Here is a 19193-nt window from a genome sequence, read left to right as displayed (position 1 = left end):
GCTTCGTCGTCATCGCAAGATCCCCGTTTCAAAAACAGGGAATCACATCCACACAATTTTGCAACAGGCCCTCAAGGGGGGAGATGTCCGGCAGGACAGAGGGGGGTGTGAAGGAACGCCCCGCTTTCCCAATTTTCAGCCTGCGGCGACGTAATGGCAAAGTCACGCGTCCAATTCATCTGCCAGAGTTGCGGATCGGTGCATCAGCGCTGGGCCGGCAAATGCGATGCCTGTGGCGAGTGGAACACGCTGGTCGAGGAAGGCACGTCCGGCGGCATCGGCTCGGGACCAGCCAACACGCGCAACGCCCGCAAGGGCCGCGCGGTGGTGCTGACCACGCTGTCCGGCGATATCGAGGACGCGCCGCGCATCATCTCGGGCATTGGCGAACTCGACCGCGCCACCGGCGGCGGTTTCGTGCGCGGCTCGGCGTTGCTGGTCGGCGGCGACCCCGGCATCGGCAAGTCGACGCTGCTCACCCAGGCGGCCGCGGCGCTGGCATCAAAAGGCCATCGCATCGTCTATGTTTCCGGCGAAGAGGCGGTCGCGCAGATCAGGCTGCGGGCGCAGCGGCTTGGCGTCGCCTCTTCTCCGGTGGAACTTGCCGCCGAGACCAATGTCGAGGACATCCTGGCGACGATCGCCGACGGCAAGCGGCCTGATCTCGTCATCCTGGATTCGATCCAGACGCTGTGGACCGACCTTGCCGATTCGGCGCCTGGGACCGTCACACAGGTGCGAGCCGCCGCCCAGGCGATGATCCGTTATGCGAAATCCACGGGGGCGGCGATCGTGCTGGTCGGCCATGTCACCAAGGAAGGCCAGATCGCCGGGCCGCGCGTCGTCGAGCACATGGTCGACGCCGTGCTCTACTTCGAAGGCGAAGGCGGCCATCACTATCGCATCCTGCGCACGGTGAAGAACCGTTTTGGACCGACCGACGAGATCGGCGTCTTCGAAATGTCGGACAAGGGCCTGCGCGAGGTCGCCAATCCGTCCGAGCTTTTCCTTGGCGAACGCCATGCCAAATCGCCGGGGGCGGCGGTTTTCGCCGGCATGGAGGGGACAAGGCCGGTGCTGGTCGAGATCCAGGCACTGGTCGCACCCTCCTCGCTCGGCACGCCGCGCCGCGCCGTCGTCGGCTGGGACGGCGCCCGGCTGTCGATGATCCTGGCGGTTCTCGAAGCCCATTGCGGCGTGCGCTTCGGCACTCACGATGTCTATCTCAATGTCGCCGGAGGCTACCGGATTTCGGAGCCCGCGGCCGATCTGGCAGTGGCGGCCGCCCTGGTTTCCTCGCTCACCAGTCTTGCCCTTCCCGCCGATTGCGTCTATTTCGGCGAAATCAGCCTTTCGGGCGCCGTGAGGCCGGTTGCGCATGCGCAACAGCGCCTCAAGGAAGCCGAAAAGCTGGGTTTTGGAAGCGCGGTTCTGCCCTCGGGCAGCGGGGAACTGGCCGGGGGGATCGGGGCCGGTTCTTTCCAGCCGACCGAGCTTGCCGACCTCGTGGCACGCATAGCCGGCTCACGCCGAAGCCGCGTGGACGAAGAAGATTAGAGCATCGGACCCAGAACCCGATGCTCCGCGCTATAATGCGGCTCATGGAGTGGGGCGAAAGACATGCCGATTACGCTGCTTGACGGAATTCTCGTCGGCTTCACTCTGGTCTCGGCGATGCTCGCCATGGTTCGCGGCTTCTCGCGCGAAGTCCTGTCCGTCGTCTCCTGGGCAGCGGCGGCAGCGGCGGCGTTCTTCTTCTACAAGCCGGTTGTGCCTTACCTCGCGCCCTACATCGAGAATGAAAAGGTCGCCATGGCGGCGGCCGCCGGCGTGGTTTTCATCATCGCGTTGATCGTCGTCTCGGTCATCACCATGAAGCTAGCCGACTGGATCATCGATTCCAGGATCGGCGCACTCGATCGTACGCTCGGTTTCCTTTACGGCGCCGCGCGCGGCATCCTGGTCGTTGCCGTCGCCCTGCTGTTCTTCAACTGGCTGGCCGGTGCCAAGGCACCAGCCTGGGTCACGGAGGCCAAGTCGCGGCCGCTGCTCGAACAGATCGGCGCCAAGCTCGAAAGCCTGCTGCCCGAGGATCCGGAAAACGCGATCCTCAAGAAGCTCAATCCGAATCAGCCGGCCGCCGAGACGCCAGCGGCTCCGGACGCACCGGCCGCGGATGCTCCGGCGGGCGGCGACGATGCCAACACGCCGGCGCCTGACGACAATGACGCAACACCACCGGCCAACAACGCTCCGGCACCGGCGGCACCGGCAAACTGACGCCCGAAAACGGCGTCAGGATCTGACGATGGTGTGAACGACCGCACGGCCCGCGTTGCTTTCGGCGCGAACCCGCATTATATGGCGATTTTAGCGGAGCTTAAGATGGCAGACGCAGACGACGTGCTTTCCGCCGAGGCCGACGACCATTTCCACGACGAATGCGGTGTGTTCGGCATTTTCGGCCGGCAGGACGCTGCGGCCATCGTTACACTGGGCCTGCATGCGCTGCAGCATCGCGGCCAGGAAGCGGCCGGCATCGTTTCCTATGACGGCAGCCAGTTCCATGTCGAACGCCATGTCGGCCTGATTGGCGACACCTTCACCAAGCAGCGCGTCATCGACAGCCTGCAAGGCAACCGCGCCATTGGCCATACGCGCTACGCCACCACGGGCGGCGCCGGCATGCGCAACATCCAGCCCTTTTTCGCCGAATTGGCCGATGGCGGCTTCGCCGTCGCCCACAACGGCAATCTGACCAACGCCATGACCGTGCAGCGCGCGCTGCAGAAGCAAGGCGCGATCTTCTCCTCCACCTCCGATACCGAGACGCTTTTGCACCTCGTCGCCACCAGCAAGGAACGCGACTTGAACTCGCGTTTCATCGATGCGGTGCGGCAGGTCGAGGGCGCCTTCTCGCTGGTGGCGATGACGGCCAAGAAGATGATCGGCTGCCGCGATCCGCTCGGCATCCGGCCGCTGGTGCTCGGCGATCTCGACGGCGCCTGGATCCTGGCCTCCGAAACCTGCGCGCTCGACATCATCGGCGCGCGTTTCGTCCGCGACCTGAAGCCCGGCGAGATGGTCGTCGTCACGTCCAAGGGTATTGAAAGCCTGTTCCCCTTCGAACCGCAGAAGACCCGCTTCTGCATCTTCGAATATGTCTATTTCGCGCGGCCGGATTCCTCGGTCGAAGGCCGTAACGTCTATGAGGTGCGCAAGCGCATCGGCGCCGAGCTGGCGGTTGAAAGCCCGGTCGAGGCCGACATCGTCGTGCCAGTTCCGGATTCGGGCACGCCGGCGGCGATCGGCTTCAGCCAGGCCGCAGGCATTCCCTTCGAGCTTGGCATCATCCGCAATCATTATGTCGGCCGCACCTTCATCCAGCCGGGCGATTCGATCCGCCACATGGGCGTCAAGCTGAAGCACAATGCCAACCGCCGCATGATCGAGGGCAAGCGCGTGGTGCTGGTCGACGACAGTATCGTGCGCGGCACCACCAGTCAGAAGATCGTGCAGATGGTGCGCGACGCCGGTGCCAAGGAGGTGCATATGCGCATCGCCTCACCGCCGACACGCGCCTCCTGCTTCTACGGTGTCGACACGCCGGAGAAATCGAAGCTCCTGGCATCGCGCATGTCGATCGAAGAGATGGCCGAGTTCATTCGCGTCGATTCGCTCGGCTTCCTCACCATTGACGGGCTCTACCGCGCGGTCGGCGAGGCCAGCCGCGACAACGACCAGCCGCAATTTTGCGATGCCTGCTTCACCGGCCAGTATCCAACCCGCCTGCTCGACTTCGAAGGCCACGACAATGTGCGCACGCTGTCGCTGCTGGCGACAAGCGGGACGTAGACCGGACCGTCATCAGCGTTAGTCAAACTCCCGGAATCCATCGCATGACCCTCGACCTTTCCGGCCGCGTTGCGGTCGTCACCGGCGCCTCGCGCGGTATCGGCTATTTCATTGCCAAGGAATTGGCTGCCGCCGGCGCGCATGTCATTGCGGTGGCGCGCACTGTCGGAGGACTGGAAGAGCTCGACGACCAGATCAAGGCGGCCGGCGGCCAGGCGACACTGGTGCCGCTCGACCTCGCCGACATGGCCGGTATCGACCGCCTGGGCGGCGCCATCCACGAACGCTGGGGCAAGCTCGACATTCTCGTCGCCAATGCCGGCGTGCTCGGCGTCATTTCGCCGATCGGTCATGTCGAAGCAAAAACCTTCGAGAAGGTGATGACCATCAACGTCACCTCGACCTGGCGGCTGATCCGCTCGGTCGACCCCCTGCTGCGGCTCTCCGATGCTGGACGAGCGATCATCCTGTCTTCCAACGCAGCGCACTCGGCGCGTGCCTTCTGGGCGCCCTACGCGGCCTCCAAGGCCGCGGTGGAGACGATGATGCGCTCCTGGGCGCATGAGACGCAGAGCCTGCCGCTCCGGGTCAACGCCGCCGACCCCGGCGCCACCCGTACCGCCATGCGTGCCCAGGCAGTGCCGGGCGAAGATCCCGAGACGTTGCCGCACCCCGCCGAGATCGCCAAACGCATCGTACCGCTGGCCAGGCCGGAGCTGAAAGAGACCGGATTGATCTTCCAGGCCAAGCACAATCGCTTCGTCGCCTATCGCCAGCCGGAATAAAACTTGACTGCGACATGGATTAAATAGGCCTCCGGCAACGTTTCCTCTGACGTAACCATTCGAACTGGAGGATCGACATGCGCAGACTTGTTCTCGTTGCCACCACGGCCATCGCGGCCGCCCTCGCCGCCACAGTCGGCGCAGCCCTCTCGCAAGATGCCAAGATGAGCTTCTTCGTCACCAGTGTCGGTTCCGGCAAGGGTGCCGACCTCGGCGGCCTCAAGGGCGCCGACGCGCATTGCGCATCGCTGGCGGAAGCCGCCGGCGTCACCGGCAAGAGTTGGGCCGCCTATCTGTCGACCAGCGATACTGACGCCCGCGACCGCATCGGCAAGGGGCCGTGGGTGAACGCCAAGGGCGTCAAGATCGCTGACGACGTCGCCTCGTTGCACAGCGATGCCAACGGCATCACCAAGCAGACGGCGCTCAGCGAGAAAGGCGAAGTGGTCAACGGCCGCGGTGACACGCCGAACCGCCACGACGTGCTGACCGGCTCCAAGCCCGACGGCACCAGGATCGCCGACCAGACCTGCGGCGACTGGACGATGAGCGGGGCGGAAGGCGCCGCTATGATGGGCCATCATGACCGCACGGGCCTCGACGATTCGGTAGCCGCCAAATCCTGGAATTCCTCGCACGCCTCGCGCGGCGGCTGCAGCCAGGAGGCGCTGAAGGGCACCGGGGGCGATGGCCTGTTCTATTGTTTTGCCACCAACTGAGCCGATTGGGCTTCGAAATTTGGGCTGGAACCCATCGTCACATCACGCGGCTGTGATGTGACGATGGAAGGCTGCGCCGCCGTCATGCTTTCGTCATTTCCGTGGAGTTGGTAAGGATCACAGCGACTCCCACAACAAGCGCCCACTGGCAGAATGAGGAAATCCCCATGGCTACGACCGCAGCAGCGTTGGTCTGGTATCTGGTAATCGCCGGTCCGCAAGGCGGCATGGTCGTGCTGCCCAGCACCTTCGACAAGCGCGAACAGTGCACCGCCGCCATCACCGAATATCAGAAGCAGCCGACACCAGCCGGCTGGTCGGTCCAATGCGTGCCGAGCGCCTCGCCCTTCACCGACGAGGGCGACGCCGAAGAACCGTCAGCACAGTAAGCGTCAGCGCCGTGCGCTCACCGTCAGCTCCGGCTTCTGGCTGATGGTCTGGAAGACCACGCAATAGCGCTCGGTCAGCTTCAGCAGCGAGTCTATCCGCTCCTGCGGCTCATCGGTGTCGAGCTTGAAATTGAGCCGGATGGCGCGAAAGCCGACCGGCGCATCCTTGGCGACACCGAGCGTGCCGCGAAAATCGAGATCGCCTTCGGCTTCCACCGTGGCGGCGCCGAGCTTGAACTCGAGCGCCGTCGCCACCGCCTTCAGCGTCACCCCGGCGCAAGCCACCAAGGCCTCCAGCAGCATGTCGCCCGAGCAGAGTTCAAGGCCTGAGCCGCCTGTTGCCGGATGCAAACCGGCGATGGCGAGCGCCCTGCCCGTCTCCACCTTGCAGGCAACCGACTGGTCATCGATCGAGCCCTTGGCGCGAAGCGTGATCAGAGCCTGCGAAGCATCGTCACGATAGGCCTGCTTCAGCGGCGCCTGCATGGCCTTCAGTTCGGTCGCATCCATCCGCTTTCCCCTTCGTCGACTGCTTGCGTCACCGGCATACGCCGTCCGGTCGAGATTTGCGCCGATCACCGTGGGAAGGCAATGCCGTTCCGCAACAGGAAACAGCCGCCAACACCGATATCCCAAATGGGACATTGACGGACAAGGTCACAAAAACGTCTGATCCGGGCAAGTCATCACTCCATTTCCCGGCGGTCCCCAGATGCCCCGTACCCTCTCGACAAGGCCGAAACAGGATGGGTTTCGCGCGCCCGGCGAATTCGAACCCAAATCAGGCTGCTGGATGATCTGGCCGGAGCGACCGGACACCTGGCGCCTCGGCGCCAAGCCCGCGCAAAAGCTGTTCGCGGATGTCGCCGCGGCGATCGCGCAAAGCGAGCCGGTGACGGTGGCGGCCTCTGCTCGCCAGTGGCAGAATGCCCGAGCGCGATTGCCCGGCCATGTGCGCGTCGTGGAAATGTCCACCAACGATTCCTGGCTGCGCGACAGCGGCCCCAATTTCGTCGTCAACGATCAAGGCGACGTGCGTGGCGTCGATTGGATCTTCAACGCATATGGCGGTTTTGACGGCGGCCTCTACGCGCCATGGGACCTCGATGATCTGGCCGCGCAAAAAGTGCTCGAAATCGAGAACATGGATCGCTACCGCGCACCTCTGATCGCCGAGGGCGGCGGGTTGCAATGTGATGGCCAGGGCACCCTCATCACGACGGAGCAATGCCTGCTCAACCGAAATCGCAACGCTCATCTCGGCAAGGCCGAGGTGGAACGCCAGCTTGGCGACTATCTCAGTGTCGGCACCGTCATCTGGCTGCCACGTGGCCTCGCTTTCGACGAGACCGACGGTCATGTCGACGACGTCTGCTGTTTCGTGCGCCCCGGGGTCGTCGTGCTGAGCTGGACCGACAATCGGGAGGATCCGCAATACGTGATTGTGCGAGAAGCCGAAGAGGTGTTGCGTTCGGCCCGCGACGCGCGCGGCCGCGCGCTGGAAGTTCACCGGCTGCCCCACCCCTTGCCGATCGAGATGACGCCGGAAGAAAGCGACAGCGTGGACCGGCTGGATTCGACCTGGGCGCGACCGGCCGGAAACCGGATCGCGGCAAGCTATATCAACTACTATCCGGGCAACAGCGTCGTGGTGGTACCGCAATTCGGCTGCGATCTCGATGTGAAGGCCAAGCAGACGTTGGCCGAGTTGTTTCCCGATCACCGAATAGTCGGCATCGAAAACTCGCGCGAGATCCTGCTGGGCGGCGGCAATGTCGCCTGCATCACCTTGCCGGTCTATGCCCCGCAACGGCGTTGAGGGACGGGCATGCCAAAAACAGATAGCGAAAACGGAGGACATTTATGCGCGCTCTGATCTTCTCAACCCTGCTTGCCTGCGGCATCTGCGCAAATGCGGCTTCGGCTGACGAGGAAAAGATCGTCAACGTCTACAACTGGTCCGACTACATCGCGCCGGACACGGCCGAGAAATTCGAGAAGGAGACGGGAATCAAGGTTCGTTACGACGTCTATGACGGCAACGAGGTGCTTGAAACCAAGCTGCTCACCGGTGGCTCCGGGTATGATGTGGTCTACCCTTCAGCCTATCCGTTCCTGAAGAACCAGGTGAAAGCAGGGGCTTTCCTGGAACTCGACAAAGCGAAGCTTGCGAACCATTCGAAGATCGATCCGCAGGCCCTGGCGCTGATCGCGGGCGCCGACCCACAGAACCTGCATGCCGTGCCCTATATGGCCGTCACCGACGGTATTGGCTACAACGTCGCCGCGGTGAAGCAGAGGCTACCGGACGCGCCGACGGATTCCTTCGCCATGGTGTTCGACGTCGAAATGGTCAAGAAGCTCTCCGATTGCGGCGTGGCCATGATCGATGCGCCGGCGGAAGTCATCCCGATGGCGATGAACTATCTTCACATCGACCCCAAATCGACCAGTCCCGACGACCTCGCCAAGGTCGAGGACCTGATGGGCAAGGTGCGGCCCTACATCCGCTATTTCCATTCGTCCAAATACATCAACGACCTCGCCAACGGCGACATCTGCGTGGTGCTGGGCTGGTCGGGGGACATCCTCCAGGCAAGGACCCGTGCGGCGGAATCCGTGAAGAAGCTGGAGATCGCCTATTCCATTCCCAGGGAAGGCACGCTCATCAACTTCGATACGATGGCGGTGCCGAAAGATGCGCCGCATCCCGACAACGCCCAGGCCTGGATCGACTTCAATCTGCGGCCCGATATCGCCGCGGCCAATTCCAGCTATGTCTCCTACGCCAATGCGATACCGGAATCCCTGCCGCTGATGGACAAGGCGATAGCCAGCGATCCCGGCGTCTTTCCGCCTGATGCCGTGAAGGCCAAGCTGTTTGTGGTCGACAACAACGACCCAAAGCTGCTGCGATCACAAAACCGCATGTGGACGCGCATCGTGACGGGGCAATAGAGCCGGCGGAAGCCGTCAGGCTCAAGCGACGTCGCGGAGGGTCGCCAGCAACTCGACCTGGGAGTGCACGCCGAGCTTGCGGTAGATCTGTTTGATGTGGTTGCGGACGGTGCCGGGCGAGACGGCGAGACTTCGCGAAATGGTCTTGGCGTTGCCACCATCGACCAGGTGCCGCGCAATCTCGGCCTCGCGCCTGCTCAGCCGCGAGCGAGCGTCACCGATTGCGGCGCCCTTGTGCCGGAAGCGGCACAGATGAAGCAATCTTTCCAAAATGAGCCTTGTCGCGCTGCTTGCCGCGCAAGCCGTTGCCAGATCCTGCTCGCCAAACGGTTCTGCCCCGTTTCGCCTGAGAAAAGTGACATAGCCAGCGGTCAGCCCGTCGAGATTGAACACGCCGGTGATCTCGTCGAAACTGTCGGAAGGGCCGAAGAATTCGCGATAGTAGGGGGTGCGCTGGAAGTCGCCATTGCGGAGTGCCGACAGCGGCAACAGGAAATCCTGCCTTGTGCTGGCGAACCTCTGGAAGAAGGGATCCTGGCGATACAGTCGTGCATCGTAGTCGCGGTTCCAGCGATCGGGGCCGGCATCGTCGATGGTCAGGGACGTGATATCGCGACGGTAAAAGCCGACATAGGCGCGGTCGGAGCCAAGCAACTCGCTCGCCGCTGCCGTGAAGCGAGCCGACAATTCTTCGGGAGTCGCGGCAACGGCCGCAGCGGCCACACCGCCGCTCCAGCGTCCAAACTGATCGAGGGAAACGTTCGACTGCATTCCGGCTCACACTAGCGCAAGCCGTTACAAGTTCAAAACAGCCATTTCCTTTGACTTCGAACCTCTCGGCCATACCTATGCGGGAGTCGTTGTCGCGGAGCCATCATGCCGGTCAAGCTGAAACTGATCTGCCTTATCCTGCCGATGCTTGCCGTCCTGGCGCAGCCCGTCCTGGCTGAAACAGCGGAGCGGCCGGCGCCCTCGGGCGGCGTTCTGTCCCTGCTGCCGCCGCCGCAGACAACTAACCATTCGATCACGCTGGCCGGAAGAAAGCTGGATTACCAGGCAAAAGCCGCCACCCTGTCGCTGCTTTCCGGCAAGGGCGACGTCACGGCGGAGATCTTCTATGTCGCCTACACGCTGGAGCCGCCGGCAAGCGGGGCCAAAGACCCGCAGCGGCCGATCACCTTCGTGTTCAACGGCGGCCCTGGAGCAGCGTCCGCCTATCTGCACATCGGCGCGCTCGGCCCGCGTATAATCGCAATGGGAGCCGACGGCGAATTCCTGCCGTCACCGCAAAGACTGATCGACAATCCCGACAGCTGGCTCGACATGACCGATCTCGTCTTCGTCGATCCGGTGGGAACCGGCTATAGCCGCGAGGCACCGGGGCAGGACACGCGCGATTTCTGGGGCGTCAACCAGGATGCCAGCTCGATTGGCGCCTTCATCCGGCTCTATCTCGCGCAGAACGGCCGCACCGGGTCGCCGCTGTTCCTCGCCGGCGAAAGCTATGGCGGGTTCCGCGCGGCGCTGCTCGCCAGGACATTGCAGGAAGATATCGGCATCAGTCCGAACGGCATCGTGCTGATCTCCCCGGCGCTGGAGTTCACGCTGGTGCAGCCCGACGAATTCGAGCCGCTGCATTGGGCGCTCGAACTGCCTTCACTGGCGGCGGTGCGGCTACGCGCCGAAGGCGTCAGCGGCGATGCATTGCGGGAGAAGCTGGCAGACGTCGAACATTATGCGATGGGCGATTACCTCACGGCAATCGCCAGCGGACTGGAGCAAGGCAGGCGGCTGGCCAGCCAACGCGTGGCTGACATCACCGGCCTGCCGCTCGACCTGGTGCAGCGGAACTCCGCCCGCATTCCCACCGGCCTGTTCGCAAGGGAGTTCGCCCGCGCCAGCGGCAAGGTGCTCAGCCCCTATGACGCCACGATCGGCACGGCCGACATCGCGCCCGAGAGCGCCCGCATCGCCGGCCCGGATCCGGTGCTCGACCGCAGCGTGCCGGCGCTGACGTCGGCGTTCGTCGGCTATATCAGCGACGAACTGCATTTTCGCACCGATGTCAGCTATCGGCTGCTCAATGGCGAAATCAGTCATAATTGGGACTACGGGACCAGCGCGTCACGGCAAGGCTATGCCGGGGTAATGGATGATCTGCAACGGGCACGCTCACTGAACCCTTCGCTGGGCGTCGTGATCGTCAACGGCTACACCGACCTGGTGACACCTTACCTCGCCTCGCGCTACCTGGTGAACCAGATCCCGTCGCTCGCCAATGCCAAGCCCATCCGTCTCGACGTCGTCGAGGGCGGACACATGATGTATTTCAGATCCGATGGTCGGCGCGCGCTGAAAGAGGCCGCTTCGGAGCTTTACCAGGCGACGCAATAGGCTTGGCGACAGTGCAACTCGCCATGGACCCCTGCCCCAACATAAGCACCGGGCTGGCGCAGCGCCGCAGCGGTTTTCGCCCGTATAGCTTGGCGCCAAGGGAGCTGAATTCACAGTTCCCTTGTGTCGCTCCTCACAGCATTTCTGCCGCTCCGGCAATTTTGGTCCCACGCGCCTTATGGCCGATATCGCCATTCTCGAAACACGCGAGCGGGTTCTTGCAGGCATCCTGCTGACCGGTGCGGCCTATCTGCTGTTTTCGACACAGGATGCTTCGATCAAGCTGTTGGTCGTCGGCATGAGCGTCTGGCAGATCATGTTCTTCCGCAGCATCACCATTCTGGGTGCGTGCGCGGCGATCGGCGGACGACAGTTGTTTGCCGACACGATGCGCTCGCCGATCGTGCGGCCGATGCTGGTGCGCAGTGCCTTCACGCTTGCTGCGTGGCTCTGCTACTACAACGCGGCGCGCAGCCTGCAGCTCGCCGAACTGACCACCGTCTATTACGCGGCCCCAATCATTGTCACCGTGCTTTCGGTGTTCCTGCTCGGCGAAAAAGTGCCGATGCTGCGCTGGCTGGCGGTGCTGATCGGCTTTGCCGGCGTGTTCATCGCTTGCGATCCGACTCATCTCGGCCTGTCCGTGCCGGTGCTGCTGGTGCTGGCGGCCGCCTTCTTGTGGGGCATCGCCATCGTACTCTTGCGCAAAACCGCCCTTGCCGAGCGCTCGATGATCCAACTCCTGCTCAACAATTTCTATTTCCTGCTGTTTTCGGCGGTACCGGCGTTGTTGTGGTGGCGGACACCGGACGGGGCTCAGTTGCTGCTCCTTGCCAGCGTCGGCGCACTCGGCGGCCTGGCGCAGTATCTTCTCTTCGAGGGCATGAAGCGCACACCGGCCTCGGTGCTGGCACCGCTGGAATACACCTCGCTGTTGTGGGCGTTCGCGCTCGGCTTTGCGATCTGGGGCGACGTGCCGCGCCGCGAAGTCTTCCTGGGTGCCGCCCTGATCGTCGCCGCCGGCCTGTTGATCGTCGGCACCGAGCATTTCCGCAAACGGCTATGATGTGCATGGCCATGATTGCTGACACTACGATGTCAGGACCAAGCGGCGTAGGCTGGTTGCATGACTGACTTTGCAGCCGCCACCGACACCGCCGCGGAGCGCACACTCGGCATCATCCTGGTGTCGTCCTCAGCTGCCGTTTTCGGCCTGACCGGTGTTCTGACAAAGTCGATCCATGCCGACCCGTTGACCATCATCTGCTGGCGCGGCTTTGTCGGCGCGATCCTGATCAGCTTCTATGTGCTGTGGCGGCGTCACCGTTCCGGCAACCGCGAAACGCTGCGGCTTGGCTGGCGCGGCTGGCTGCTGGCGGTGGAAGGTGCGCTGGCCAGCATCGCCTTCATATCGGCGTTCAAGTTCACCTTCGTCGCCAATGTCGCCGTCATCTATGCCACAGCACCTTTCGTCACCGCACTGCTGGCCTGGGTTCTGACGCGCGAACCGTTCCGGTTGCAGACGATGGTCGCCGCCGCCGTGTCGCTGTGCGGCGTGGCGATCATGGTCTGGTCCGGCTTCGGCAGCGGCAATCTGTTCGGCGACGGACTGGCACTGCTGATGACCATCGGCAGCGGCCTCTACATGATCATGGTACGCGCCTTCCGCGACACGCCCGTGGTGTGGGCCGGTGCGGTGTCGGCCTTCCTGTTGTTCGTGCTCGGCTGGTTCGTCACCGATCCGCTGGCGGTTTCGCCAAGGGATGCGGTTCTGCTCGTCACTTTCGGCGCGTCCTTCGCGCTGTCCTCGATCCTGTGGACGGAAGGCGCGCGGCTCATCCCGCCGGCCGAATCCGGGCTGCTCGGCTCGGCCGAAGTGCCGTTCGCGATCCTGTTTGCCTTCCTGTTCCTGGGCGAGATTGCACCAGCCGCCAGCATGATCGGCGGCGTCATCGTGTTGTGCGCGGTGTTCGCCCATGCGGGGCGGGATTGGCTGATGGCCCGCTCGCAACGCTTGGCCGGCCCGCAACGCGTGGCGTCAAATATTTCTTAAAAAAGTGACGCGGTCACGGAACCATCATCCGGGTCAGGCATTATTGCTGCGACGGGCCATCCCCAAGTCCCCCCAAACCCCTCGGCCCGTCCTACTCCAAGCCGACCGTAAGGTCGGCTTTTTCTTTGGGCATTCAACCGCCCGGCAGGGCAAGGTTGCCACTGAGAAGGGCCGCCAGATCGCCCGCCGGACCATCGGAGCCAGCGCGCAACCGGATGGCGAACTCAGCCATTGGAACATGCGGCAGGCCAAGTTCGCGCGGCGCCTCGACAATGCCGGAATGGGCAAAGCGAGCCGTTCGCAGCGTCAGCGCGACACCGGCGTTCACCGCCGTGCGCAGGCCGGCCAGACTGGCGCTGCCGGCAGCGATGCGGTAGCGGCGGCCGGCAGCATCGAGTGCGGCAAGTGCTGCCTCGCGAAAACCGCAATACGGATCGAGCAGCGCCAGCGGCAATTCCTCCTGCCGCGAAGCCAGCCCTTTTTGTGAGCATAGCCATATCATCGGCTCCCGCAGCACGCCGACTTCGTCCGGCGCTGCCGCCTGGCGCATGACGATCGCCAGATCGAGGCCGCCAGACTGCAGCGCCTGCGCCAGCTCTGCCGAGCGGCCGACCCGCAGTTCGATCCTGACGCGTGGATGACTGACGGCGAAGGCTCGCAGCAGATCCGGCAGGCCGCTGTCGGCAAAATCCTGCGTCGTGCCGATGGCGACGCGCCCGGCAGCGCGCACGCCCTTCAGTGCCAGCCAAGCCTCGCGATGGGCGGCAAGGATCCGCCTGGCATGGCCGACGAGGTCTTCGCCTGCAGGGGTCAAGCCGCGTCCTCGCCCTTGCGGCGCCAGCAGCGGCTCACCGACGATTTCCTCCAGCCGCTGCATCTGGGCGGTCACCGCCGAGGGCGAGCGGCCAACGCTTGCAGCCGCCTGGGCCAGCGAGCCGCTGTCGACGAAAGCAAGGAAGGTTCGGAGCAGATCGGGATCCAGTGTTTCCATACTTCGATCTTATCGAATCTTCAGTTAAAAACAATTCGATTTTTTTGACCTAAAGATGATGGCATGGTTGTTTCAACGGCGATCGGACGCCGCTCAAGCCAAGGAGAAGAAAAATGCCCATCATCAACGTCAGCGTCACCGGCAAGCCTGACGCGGCGCTTTCCGCTCGCATCGCAAAGGAGGCCACGGAAATCACCGCGACGCAGCTGCGCAAGGACCCGACGATCACGGCAGTTGCCGTGTCCTATGTCGATCCGCAGCACTGGTTCGCCGGCGGCAAGTCGCTGGCCGAGCACGGCACCAACACGTTCTGGCTTGATATCAAGGTGGTCGACGGCACCAACACCAAGCTCGAGCTGGAAGCCTATCTGAAGGCGATCTTCGCAGCCTTCGGCCGTCTGCTGGGCGCAGTGCACGAGGAGAGCTACGCCTTCGTGCATGAAGTGCCGGCAGCCGCTTACGGCTATGGCGGCAAGACGCAGGAATTTCGTTTCATCAGTGGACGGCTGCAGGCGGCGTGAGAAGCAGCTTCCCGCACCAAGGGAAGCAAAAGCTCCGCATTGACCTTGCTCCCACATCGTCTAGGTTCTGGCCGACACGGCCGCAAAGAGCCGAGATGCTAAAAACGTTGGGAGAGACGCGGCATGATCCTGACACTGGCGCTGCTTGCGGGTCTTGTTCTGGCCTGGCTGCTGATCGGCGTGGCGGAAAAATTCCGCCTCGGCCTGCGCTTCACCCAGGCGCTGCTCTATGTGCCGTTCAAGCTCGCCTACCGGATCGGAGATAGCCGCATCAGGATCGCCCGCAAGGCGCAGGCCCCAGTCATCTACGTCATCTCGCATCAATCGCGCTTCGAGCCGGCGCTGATGCTGTCGCTGCTGCCGGAAGACACGCTGCATATTCTCGATGAGGTCTCGGCGCGCTCGCCGTGGCTCGAACCTTGGCGCGAGCTTGGCCGCACCATCGCCTTCAACGCCGAACATGTCTTCGTCAGCCGCCGGTTGGTGCGGGTGCTGAAGGGCAAGGGCCGGCTCGCTGTCTATTTGCCGGATGCGGTCGAGCCCGACGTCAAGACGTTTCGGCTGTTTCGTGCCGTCACCCGCATCGCCATGCAGGCCGATGCCAAGATCGTGCCGATCTTCGTCGGCGGCGCGCGCAGCCTGCCGGTGTCGCTGACGCCCGCGGACAAGGCACCACGACACTGGTTTCCGCAGCTGTCGATCAGCGTGCTGGAGCCGATGACCATCGCCGAACTGGTGGCGCGCAATCCCGAGCAGGCCTCGAACACCAACGCGCTGTTCGACCGTGTCGCCGAGGCGCGGCTCTTCGGCACCAACCTCGATCGTGGCCTGTTCCTGGCCATGCGCGATGCCGCCGACCGCGTCGGCGCTTCGCACACGATCATAGAAGACGTCATCTTGGGTGCGTTGAGCTACCGCAAGATGTTCATCGGCGCCCGCGTCCTGGGCAGGCGCTTCGAGGCCGTCACGGCGCCGGGCGAAGCGGTCGGTGTGATGCTGCCCAACGCCAATGGCGTCGTGCTGTCGCTCACCGGCCTTCTGTCGGCCGGCCGGGTGGCGGCGATGATCAACTATACGGCCGGGCCGGCGAGCGTCACCGCGGCCGTGCGCACGGCGGTGATAAGGACCGTGATTTCGTCCCGCGCGTTCGTCGAGAAGGCCGACCTTGCCGATATCGTCGCGGCGGTCGAAAAGGGCGGCGCCAGGCTGCTTTGGCTGGAGGATGTGCGGGAAAGCGTAACCACATTGGACAACCTTGCCGCCGCCTTGCTGTGGCGCTGGCCGCTGCAGCGGCAGGATGCGGCCAAGCCGGCGGTGATCCTGTTCACCTCCGGTTCGGAAGGCACGCCGAAAGCGGTCGTGCTGTCGCACAAGAACCTTTACGCCAACGCCATGCAGGCCGAGGCGCGGATCACCATCTCGCCCGCCGACATCCTGCTCAACGTGCTGCCGGTGTTCCATTCGTTCGGCCTGACGGGCGGCACCATCCTGCCGCTGGTCACCGGGGTAAAGCTGTTCCTCTACCCCTCGCCGCTGCACTACAAGATCATTCCCGAGGTTGCGCGCAAGGTAAAACCGACCATCATGTTCGGCACTGACACATTCCTCGCCAACTATGCGCGCACCGCCAAGGACGGTGATTTTTCCAGCCTGCGCTTCGTCGTCGCCGGCGCCGAGGCGGTGAAGCCGGAAACCCGCCGCGTCTATCGCGAGCGCTTCCAGGCCGAGATCATCGAAGGGTTCGGGCTGACCGAGGCGGCACCGGTGGTTGCCGTCAACACGGCAATCCATGGCCGCGATGGCACGGTCGGCCGGCTGCTGCCGGCCATGCGCATGAAGCTGGAGCCGGTCGAGGGCATCTCCGACGCCGGCCAATTGTGGCTCGACGGACCGAATCTGATGATGGGCTACATGACGTCGGACCGCCCCGGCGAGCTGCAGCCGCTGACCGGCTGGCACGACACCGGCGACATCGTTGCCGTCGACCGCGAAGGCTTCATCACCATTCGCGGACGCGCCAAGCGCTTCGCCAAGATCGCCGGCGAGATGGTGTCGCTGGGTGCGGTGGAGATGCTGGTGCAGTCGCTGTGGCCGGAAGAGCACCACGCGGCTGTGGCCGTGCCTGACAAGAGGCGCGGCGAGCGCATCGTGCTGGTCACCACCGCCGACGACGCCAACCCCGACGACTTGCGCAGGTTCGGCAAACAGGCCGGTGCCGCCGAACTGATGGTGCCCAACGACATCGTCAAGGTGGAGGAAATCCCGGTGCTGGGTTCCGGCAAGACTGATTATGTGTCGACGAGGAAACTGGCGATCGACAGGCTGGGGCTCGGCGTCGCGGCCTGAGTCAGATCAAGCACTTCCGCCGACCTTCTAACCTATATCCGAAGGCGGCACCTTCTCGCCCTCCAGCTTGGCGCGCTTCGAATAGGCGCGCACGCTGAACGGTAGGAAGATCAGGTAGCCGGCAACCGAAGCGGTCAGCGTGTACCAGGGGTAGGTCATCAGCAGGAGTACGTAGAGCACGACACCCAGGATGATCGGCAACACCCTGTCGCCCGGGATTTTCAGGCTCTTGCCGGAATAGACAGGCAGCCGGCTGACCAGCAGGAAAGCGACCAGGATGGTGAAGCCGGTGGCGACGAAGGCTGCTGGACGACTGGGCTCCAGACCTGTGCGCAGGAAATAGAGATAAAGCGGCAGCATCACCAGCACGGCGCCAGCCGGCGCCGGCACGCCGACGAAATATTCGGACTGCCATATGGGGCGATCCGCCTTCTCGTCATCGAGCACGTTGAAACGGGCGAGGCGTAGCCCGCAGGCGATGGCGAACAGCAGTGCCGCGATCCAGCCCGGCGAACCGGCGCGGTCGAGCAGGAAGGCATAGAGCACCAGAGCCGGCGCCACGCCGAAATTGACGATGTCGGCCAGCGAATCCATCTGCGCGCCGAATTTGGAGGTCGCCTTCAACATCCGCGCCAAGCGGCCGTCGATGCCGTCGAGGAAGGCTGCAAGCAGCACCATCACCACCGCCGGCTCGAAGCGGCCTTCGAAGCCGAAGCGGATGCCGGACAGGCCGGCGCAAATGGCGAGCACGGTGACCAGATTGGGCAGCACCATGCGCATCGGGATTTCGCGGATGCGCGGACCGCCGCTGGCATGAGCCTCGAACTTTTTGTATTGCGTGCCCACCGGTCAGGAAACCCGAACAAGAGGCGTGCCGGCAACACCGCCGAATTCGGCCAGCACGGTTTCGCCGCCAACCGCCGTCTGGCCGACGGCAACGCGCGGCGTCGCGGTCAGGGGCAGGAACACATCGACACGCGAGCCGAAGCGGATCAGGCCGAAACGCTCGCCAGTGCCGATCGAGCCGCCGGCCTGGGCCCAGCAGACGATGCGGCGCGCCACCAGGCCGGCGATCTGGACGGCCGCGACCGTGCCATTGGGGCTCTCGATGACCAGGCCGTTGCGCTCGTTCTCGGTGCTGGCCTTGTCGAGTTCGGCATTGAGGAATTTGCCCGGCCGGTGCTCGATTTTCGCAATACGGCCGCGCACCGGGGCGCGATTCACATGGCAGGAAAAGACGTTCATGAACACCGAGATGCGGGTCATCTCGGCATTGCCGAGGCCGAGTTCGCGCGGTGGCACGGCGGGTCCGACCGCCGAGATGATGCCGTCGGCCGGGCTGACCACCAGGCGGTCGTCGACCGGCGTGACGCGCTCGGGATCGCGAAAGAAATAGACGCACCAGGCCGTCAGTATCAGACCGATCCAGAACAGGATCGAGGAGAAATAACCGAGGAAAAGCGTCGCCGCGCCAAAGGCTGCGATGAAGGGATAGCCCTCGCGATGGATCGGTACGAACGCGTTCTTGACCGTATCGACAAGGCTCATCGGTTATAAACAGGCTCCGTTTCAAGTCCGGCCTCAATAGCCGAAAGCCCCCTTCGCCGCAACGCAACAATAGGGAAGGCCGTATTGGGTGCGCCGGCAGGGGTCGCGATCCGCTTGCTAGGTCGGTGTCGTTGTCGGCAGAATTCGGGACACCGACGGTTCAAGGCGCCGGAAAAGGTTGCCCGTCCATGATCCCAAATCCGAAGGCTTCTGAAGCCCGCACCGGCCAGGTGCTCAGCGTCGAAGCGCCGGCACCTGGCATCGGCTGGCGGTAGCAGCCTTGCTACAGCCCGGGAACCCTCTGATAGTTGGCGATGTCGGCGCGAACGCCGAGCCGGGCGATCGTCTCCTGCGGGTTGAAGGCGATGCGCTCGTGCGCGGCTTTGACGATCGGCACGACGTTGTCGACGGCCGCCTGGCTCTCCCATTCGACGATGGTGACGAGGTTGAATTCGCCTGGGCCTGAGAATTGCTCGAGCAGGAAATCCTGCACAAAGCCTTGTTGCAGGCGCAGCAATTCATGCGTCGTCCGGACCTTGGCGAGTATCTCCTTGCGAGCGGCGGCCGGGACGACGAATTTGTCCACCCTGAACACGCTGCCCCCGTCAACAGTCTGATTTGTCTCGCTCATTCG

Annotated in this window: 19 protein-coding genes; 13 read left to right on the top strand and 6 right to left on the bottom strand. The window is 63.8% G+C overall.

Features of this window, described 5'->3' with window-relative positions:
* Positions 1-153 precede the first annotated feature (153 nt).
* From radA to NKJ04_RS23145, 6 genes are all read left to right on the top strand, one after another.
* Positions 154-1557, top strand: a complete 1404-nt coding sequence (gene radA, locus NKJ04_RS23170) for a DNA repair protein RadA (protein WP_352677479.1) — start codon at positions 154-156, stop codon at positions 1555-1557.
* A 63-nt stretch (positions 1558-1620) separates the two neighbouring features.
* On the top strand, positions 1621-2280 hold the full coding sequence (locus tag NKJ04_RS23165; RefSeq protein WP_127289277.1) for a CvpA family protein: 660 nt from the start codon (positions 1621-1623) through the stop codon (positions 2278-2280).
* Between the two features lie 105 nt (positions 2281-2385).
* Positions 2386-3855, top strand: a complete 1470-nt coding sequence (gene purF, locus NKJ04_RS23160) for an amidophosphoribosyltransferase (RefSeq protein WP_013532528.1) — start codon at positions 2386-2388, stop codon at positions 3853-3855.
* A gap of 44 nt (positions 3856-3899) precedes the next feature.
* Positions 3900-4640: an SDR family NAD(P)-dependent oxidoreductase gene (locus tag NKJ04_RS23155; protein ID WP_352550555.1), complete on the top strand. Its 741-nt coding sequence runs from the start codon at positions 3900-3902 to the stop codon at positions 4638-4640.
* 77 nt (positions 4641-4717) lie between these two features.
* Entirely contained in the window at positions 4718-5359 is a 642-nt protein-coding gene (locus NKJ04_RS23150) for a hypothetical protein (protein ID WP_352550556.1), read from the top strand.
* 167 nt (positions 5360-5526) lie between these two features.
* Complete coding sequence (locus NKJ04_RS23145; RefSeq protein ID WP_013532531.1) at positions 5527-5748, top strand: hypothetical protein; 222 nt, start codon at positions 5527-5529, stop codon at positions 5746-5748.
* 3 nt (positions 5749-5751) lie between these two features.
* Here NKJ04_RS23145 and NKJ04_RS23140 read toward each other — a convergent pair whose 3' ends face one another.
* A complete protein-coding gene (locus NKJ04_RS23140; protein ID WP_183453887.1) occupies positions 5752-6258 on the bottom strand; it encodes an OsmC family protein in 507 nt (168 codons plus the stop codon).
* Positions 6259-6460: 202 nt separating this feature from the next.
* Here NKJ04_RS23140 and aguA point away from each other — a divergent pair, with 202 nt between their 5' ends.
* Both aguA and NKJ04_RS23130 read left to right on the top strand, forming a co-directional pair.
* Positions 6461-7567 carry an agmatine deiminase gene (aguA, locus tag NKJ04_RS23135; protein WP_352677478.1) on the top strand — a complete coding sequence of 369 codons (1107 nt, stop codon included), beginning with the start codon at positions 6461-6463 and terminating at the stop codon, positions 7565-7567.
* A gap of 44 nt (positions 7568-7611) precedes the next feature.
* Positions 7612-8706 carry a polyamine ABC transporter substrate-binding protein gene (locus NKJ04_RS23130; RefSeq protein WP_352677477.1) on the top strand — a complete coding sequence of 365 codons (1095 nt, stop codon included), beginning with the start codon at positions 7612-7614 and terminating at the stop codon, positions 8704-8706.
* 21 nt (positions 8707-8727) lie between these two features.
* On the opposite strand, the gene NKJ04_RS23125 is transcribed toward NKJ04_RS23130, so the two are convergent.
* Positions 8728-9429, bottom strand: a complete 702-nt coding sequence (locus NKJ04_RS23125; protein WP_352550562.1) for a helix-turn-helix transcriptional regulator — start codon at positions 9427-9429, stop codon at positions 8728-8730.
* 153 nt (positions 9430-9582) lie between these two features.
* Here NKJ04_RS23125 and NKJ04_RS23120 point away from each other — a divergent pair, with 153 nt between their 5' ends.
* The 3 genes from NKJ04_RS23120 (at position 9583) to NKJ04_RS23110 (ending at position 13153) form a co-directional block, all read left to right on the top strand.
* Positions 9583-11100: a S10 family peptidase gene (locus NKJ04_RS23120; protein ID WP_352677476.1), complete on the top strand. Its 1518-nt coding sequence runs from the start codon at positions 9583-9585 to the stop codon at positions 11098-11100.
* A gap of 178 nt (positions 11101-11278) precedes the next feature.
* Positions 11279-12166, top strand: a complete 888-nt coding sequence (locus NKJ04_RS23115) for a DMT family transporter (RefSeq protein WP_128303058.1) — start codon at positions 11279-11281, stop codon at positions 12164-12166.
* A gap of 60 nt (positions 12167-12226) precedes the next feature.
* Complete coding sequence (locus NKJ04_RS23110) at positions 12227-13153, top strand: DMT family transporter (protein ID WP_352677475.1); 927 nt, start codon at positions 12227-12229, stop codon at positions 13151-13153.
* Positions 13154-13286: 133 nt separating this feature from the next.
* Here the strand turns inward: NKJ04_RS23110 and NKJ04_RS23105 are convergent, their stop codons facing one another.
* On the bottom strand, positions 13287-14144 hold the full coding sequence (locus NKJ04_RS23105) for a LysR substrate-binding domain-containing protein (protein ID WP_352677474.1): 858 nt from the start codon (positions 14142-14144) through the stop codon (positions 13287-13289).
* A 113-nt stretch (positions 14145-14257) separates the two neighbouring features.
* Between NKJ04_RS23105 and NKJ04_RS23100 the strand changes: the two genes are divergently transcribed.
* The gene (locus tag NKJ04_RS23100) at positions 14258-14665 is read left to right on the top strand and encodes a tautomerase family protein (protein ID WP_352609784.1); all 408 of its coding nucleotides are present in this window, start codon (positions 14258-14260) and stop codon (positions 14663-14665) included.
* A 123-nt stretch (positions 14666-14788) separates the two neighbouring features.
* Positions 14789-17011 carry an AMP-binding protein gene (locus NKJ04_RS23095; RefSeq protein ID WP_352677473.1) on the top strand — a complete coding sequence of 741 codons (2223 nt, stop codon included), beginning with the start codon at positions 14789-14791 and terminating at the stop codon, positions 17009-17011.
* 27 nt (positions 17012-17038) lie between these two features.
* Here the strand turns inward: NKJ04_RS23095 and NKJ04_RS23090 are convergent, their stop codons facing one another.
* From NKJ04_RS23090 to NKJ04_RS23080, 3 genes are all read right to left on the bottom strand, one after another.
* On the bottom strand, positions 17039-17857 hold the full coding sequence (locus NKJ04_RS23090; RefSeq protein ID WP_013532542.1) for a CDP-alcohol phosphatidyltransferase family protein: 819 nt from the start codon (positions 17855-17857) through the stop codon (positions 17039-17041).
* 3 nt (positions 17858-17860) lie between these two features.
* On the bottom strand, positions 17861-18559 hold the full coding sequence (locus NKJ04_RS23085; protein WP_023813734.1) for a phosphatidylserine decarboxylase: 699 nt from the start codon (positions 18557-18559) through the stop codon (positions 17861-17863).
* Between the two features lie 283 nt (positions 18560-18842).
* The gene (locus NKJ04_RS23080) at positions 18843-19190 is read right to left on the bottom strand and encodes an antibiotic biosynthesis monooxygenase family protein (protein WP_023813733.1); all 348 of its coding nucleotides are present in this window, start codon (positions 19188-19190) and stop codon (positions 18843-18845) included.
* Between the last annotated feature and the right edge of the window lie 3 nt (positions 19191-19193).

The organism is Mesorhizobium sp. M0618, assembly GCF_040320765.1.
In the GTDB taxonomy this organism is placed as follows: Bacteria; Pseudomonadota; Alphaproteobacteria; order Rhizobiales; family Rhizobiaceae; genus Mesorhizobium.
This window is presented reverse-complemented; position numbering and strand designations above follow the sequence as displayed.

Bases quoted from the DNA above. Each gene is read 5' to 3' on its own strand.
- NKJ04_RS23165 (WP_127289277.1), top strand. From the start codon at position 1,621: ATGCCGATTACGCTGCTTGACGGAATTCTCGTCGGCTTCACTCTGGTC.
- radA (WP_352677479.1), top strand. From the start codon at position 154: ATGGCAAAGTCACGCGTCCAATTCATCTGCCAGAGTTGCGGATCGGTG.
- NKJ04_RS23100 (WP_352609784.1), top strand. From the start codon at position 14,258: ATGCCCATCATCAACGTCAGCGTCACCGGCAAGCCTGACGCGGCGCTT.
- NKJ04_RS23085 (WP_023813734.1), bottom strand. From the start codon at position 18,559: ATGAGCCTTGTCGATACGGTCAAGAACGCGTTCGTACCGATCCATCGC.
- NKJ04_RS23150 (WP_352550556.1), top strand. From the start codon at position 4,718: ATGCGCAGACTTGTTCTCGTTGCCACCACGGCCATCGCGGCCGCCCTC.
- NKJ04_RS23120 (WP_352677476.1), top strand. From the start codon at position 9,583: ATGCCGGTCAAGCTGAAACTGATCTGCCTTATCCTGCCGATGCTTGCC.
- aguA (WP_352677478.1), top strand. From the start codon at position 6,461: ATGCCCCGTACCCTCTCGACAAGGCCGAAACAGGATGGGTTTCGCGCG.
- NKJ04_RS23145 (WP_013532531.1), top strand. From the start codon at position 5,527: ATGGCTACGACCGCAGCAGCGTTGGTCTGGTATCTGGTAATCGCCGGT.
- NKJ04_RS23110 (WP_352677475.1), top strand. From the start codon at position 12,227: ATGACTGACTTTGCAGCCGCCACCGACACCGCCGCGGAGCGCACACTC.
- NKJ04_RS23140 (WP_183453887.1), bottom strand. From the start codon at position 6,258: ATGGATGCGACCGAACTGAAGGCCATGCAGGCGCCGCTGAAGCAGGCC.
- NKJ04_RS23080 (WP_023813733.1), bottom strand. From the start codon at position 19,190: ATGAGCGAGACAAATCAGACTGTTGACGGGGGCAGCGTGTTCAGGGTG.
- purF (WP_013532528.1), top strand. From the start codon at position 2,386: ATGGCAGACGCAGACGACGTGCTTTCCGCCGAGGCCGACGACCATTTC.
- NKJ04_RS23115 (WP_128303058.1), top strand. From the start codon at position 11,279: ATGGCCGATATCGCCATTCTCGAAACACGCGAGCGGGTTCTTGCAGGC.
- NKJ04_RS23105 (WP_352677474.1), bottom strand. From the start codon at position 14,144: ATGGAAACACTGGATCCCGATCTGCTCCGAACCTTCCTTGCTTTCGTC.
- NKJ04_RS23155 (WP_352550555.1), top strand. From the start codon at position 3,900: ATGACCCTCGACCTTTCCGGCCGCGTTGCGGTCGTCACCGGCGCCTCG.
- NKJ04_RS23095 (WP_352677473.1), top strand. From the start codon at position 14,789: ATGATCCTGACACTGGCGCTGCTTGCGGGTCTTGTTCTGGCCTGGCTG.
- NKJ04_RS23130 (WP_352677477.1), top strand. From the start codon at position 7,612: ATGCGCGCTCTGATCTTCTCAACCCTGCTTGCCTGCGGCATCTGCGCA.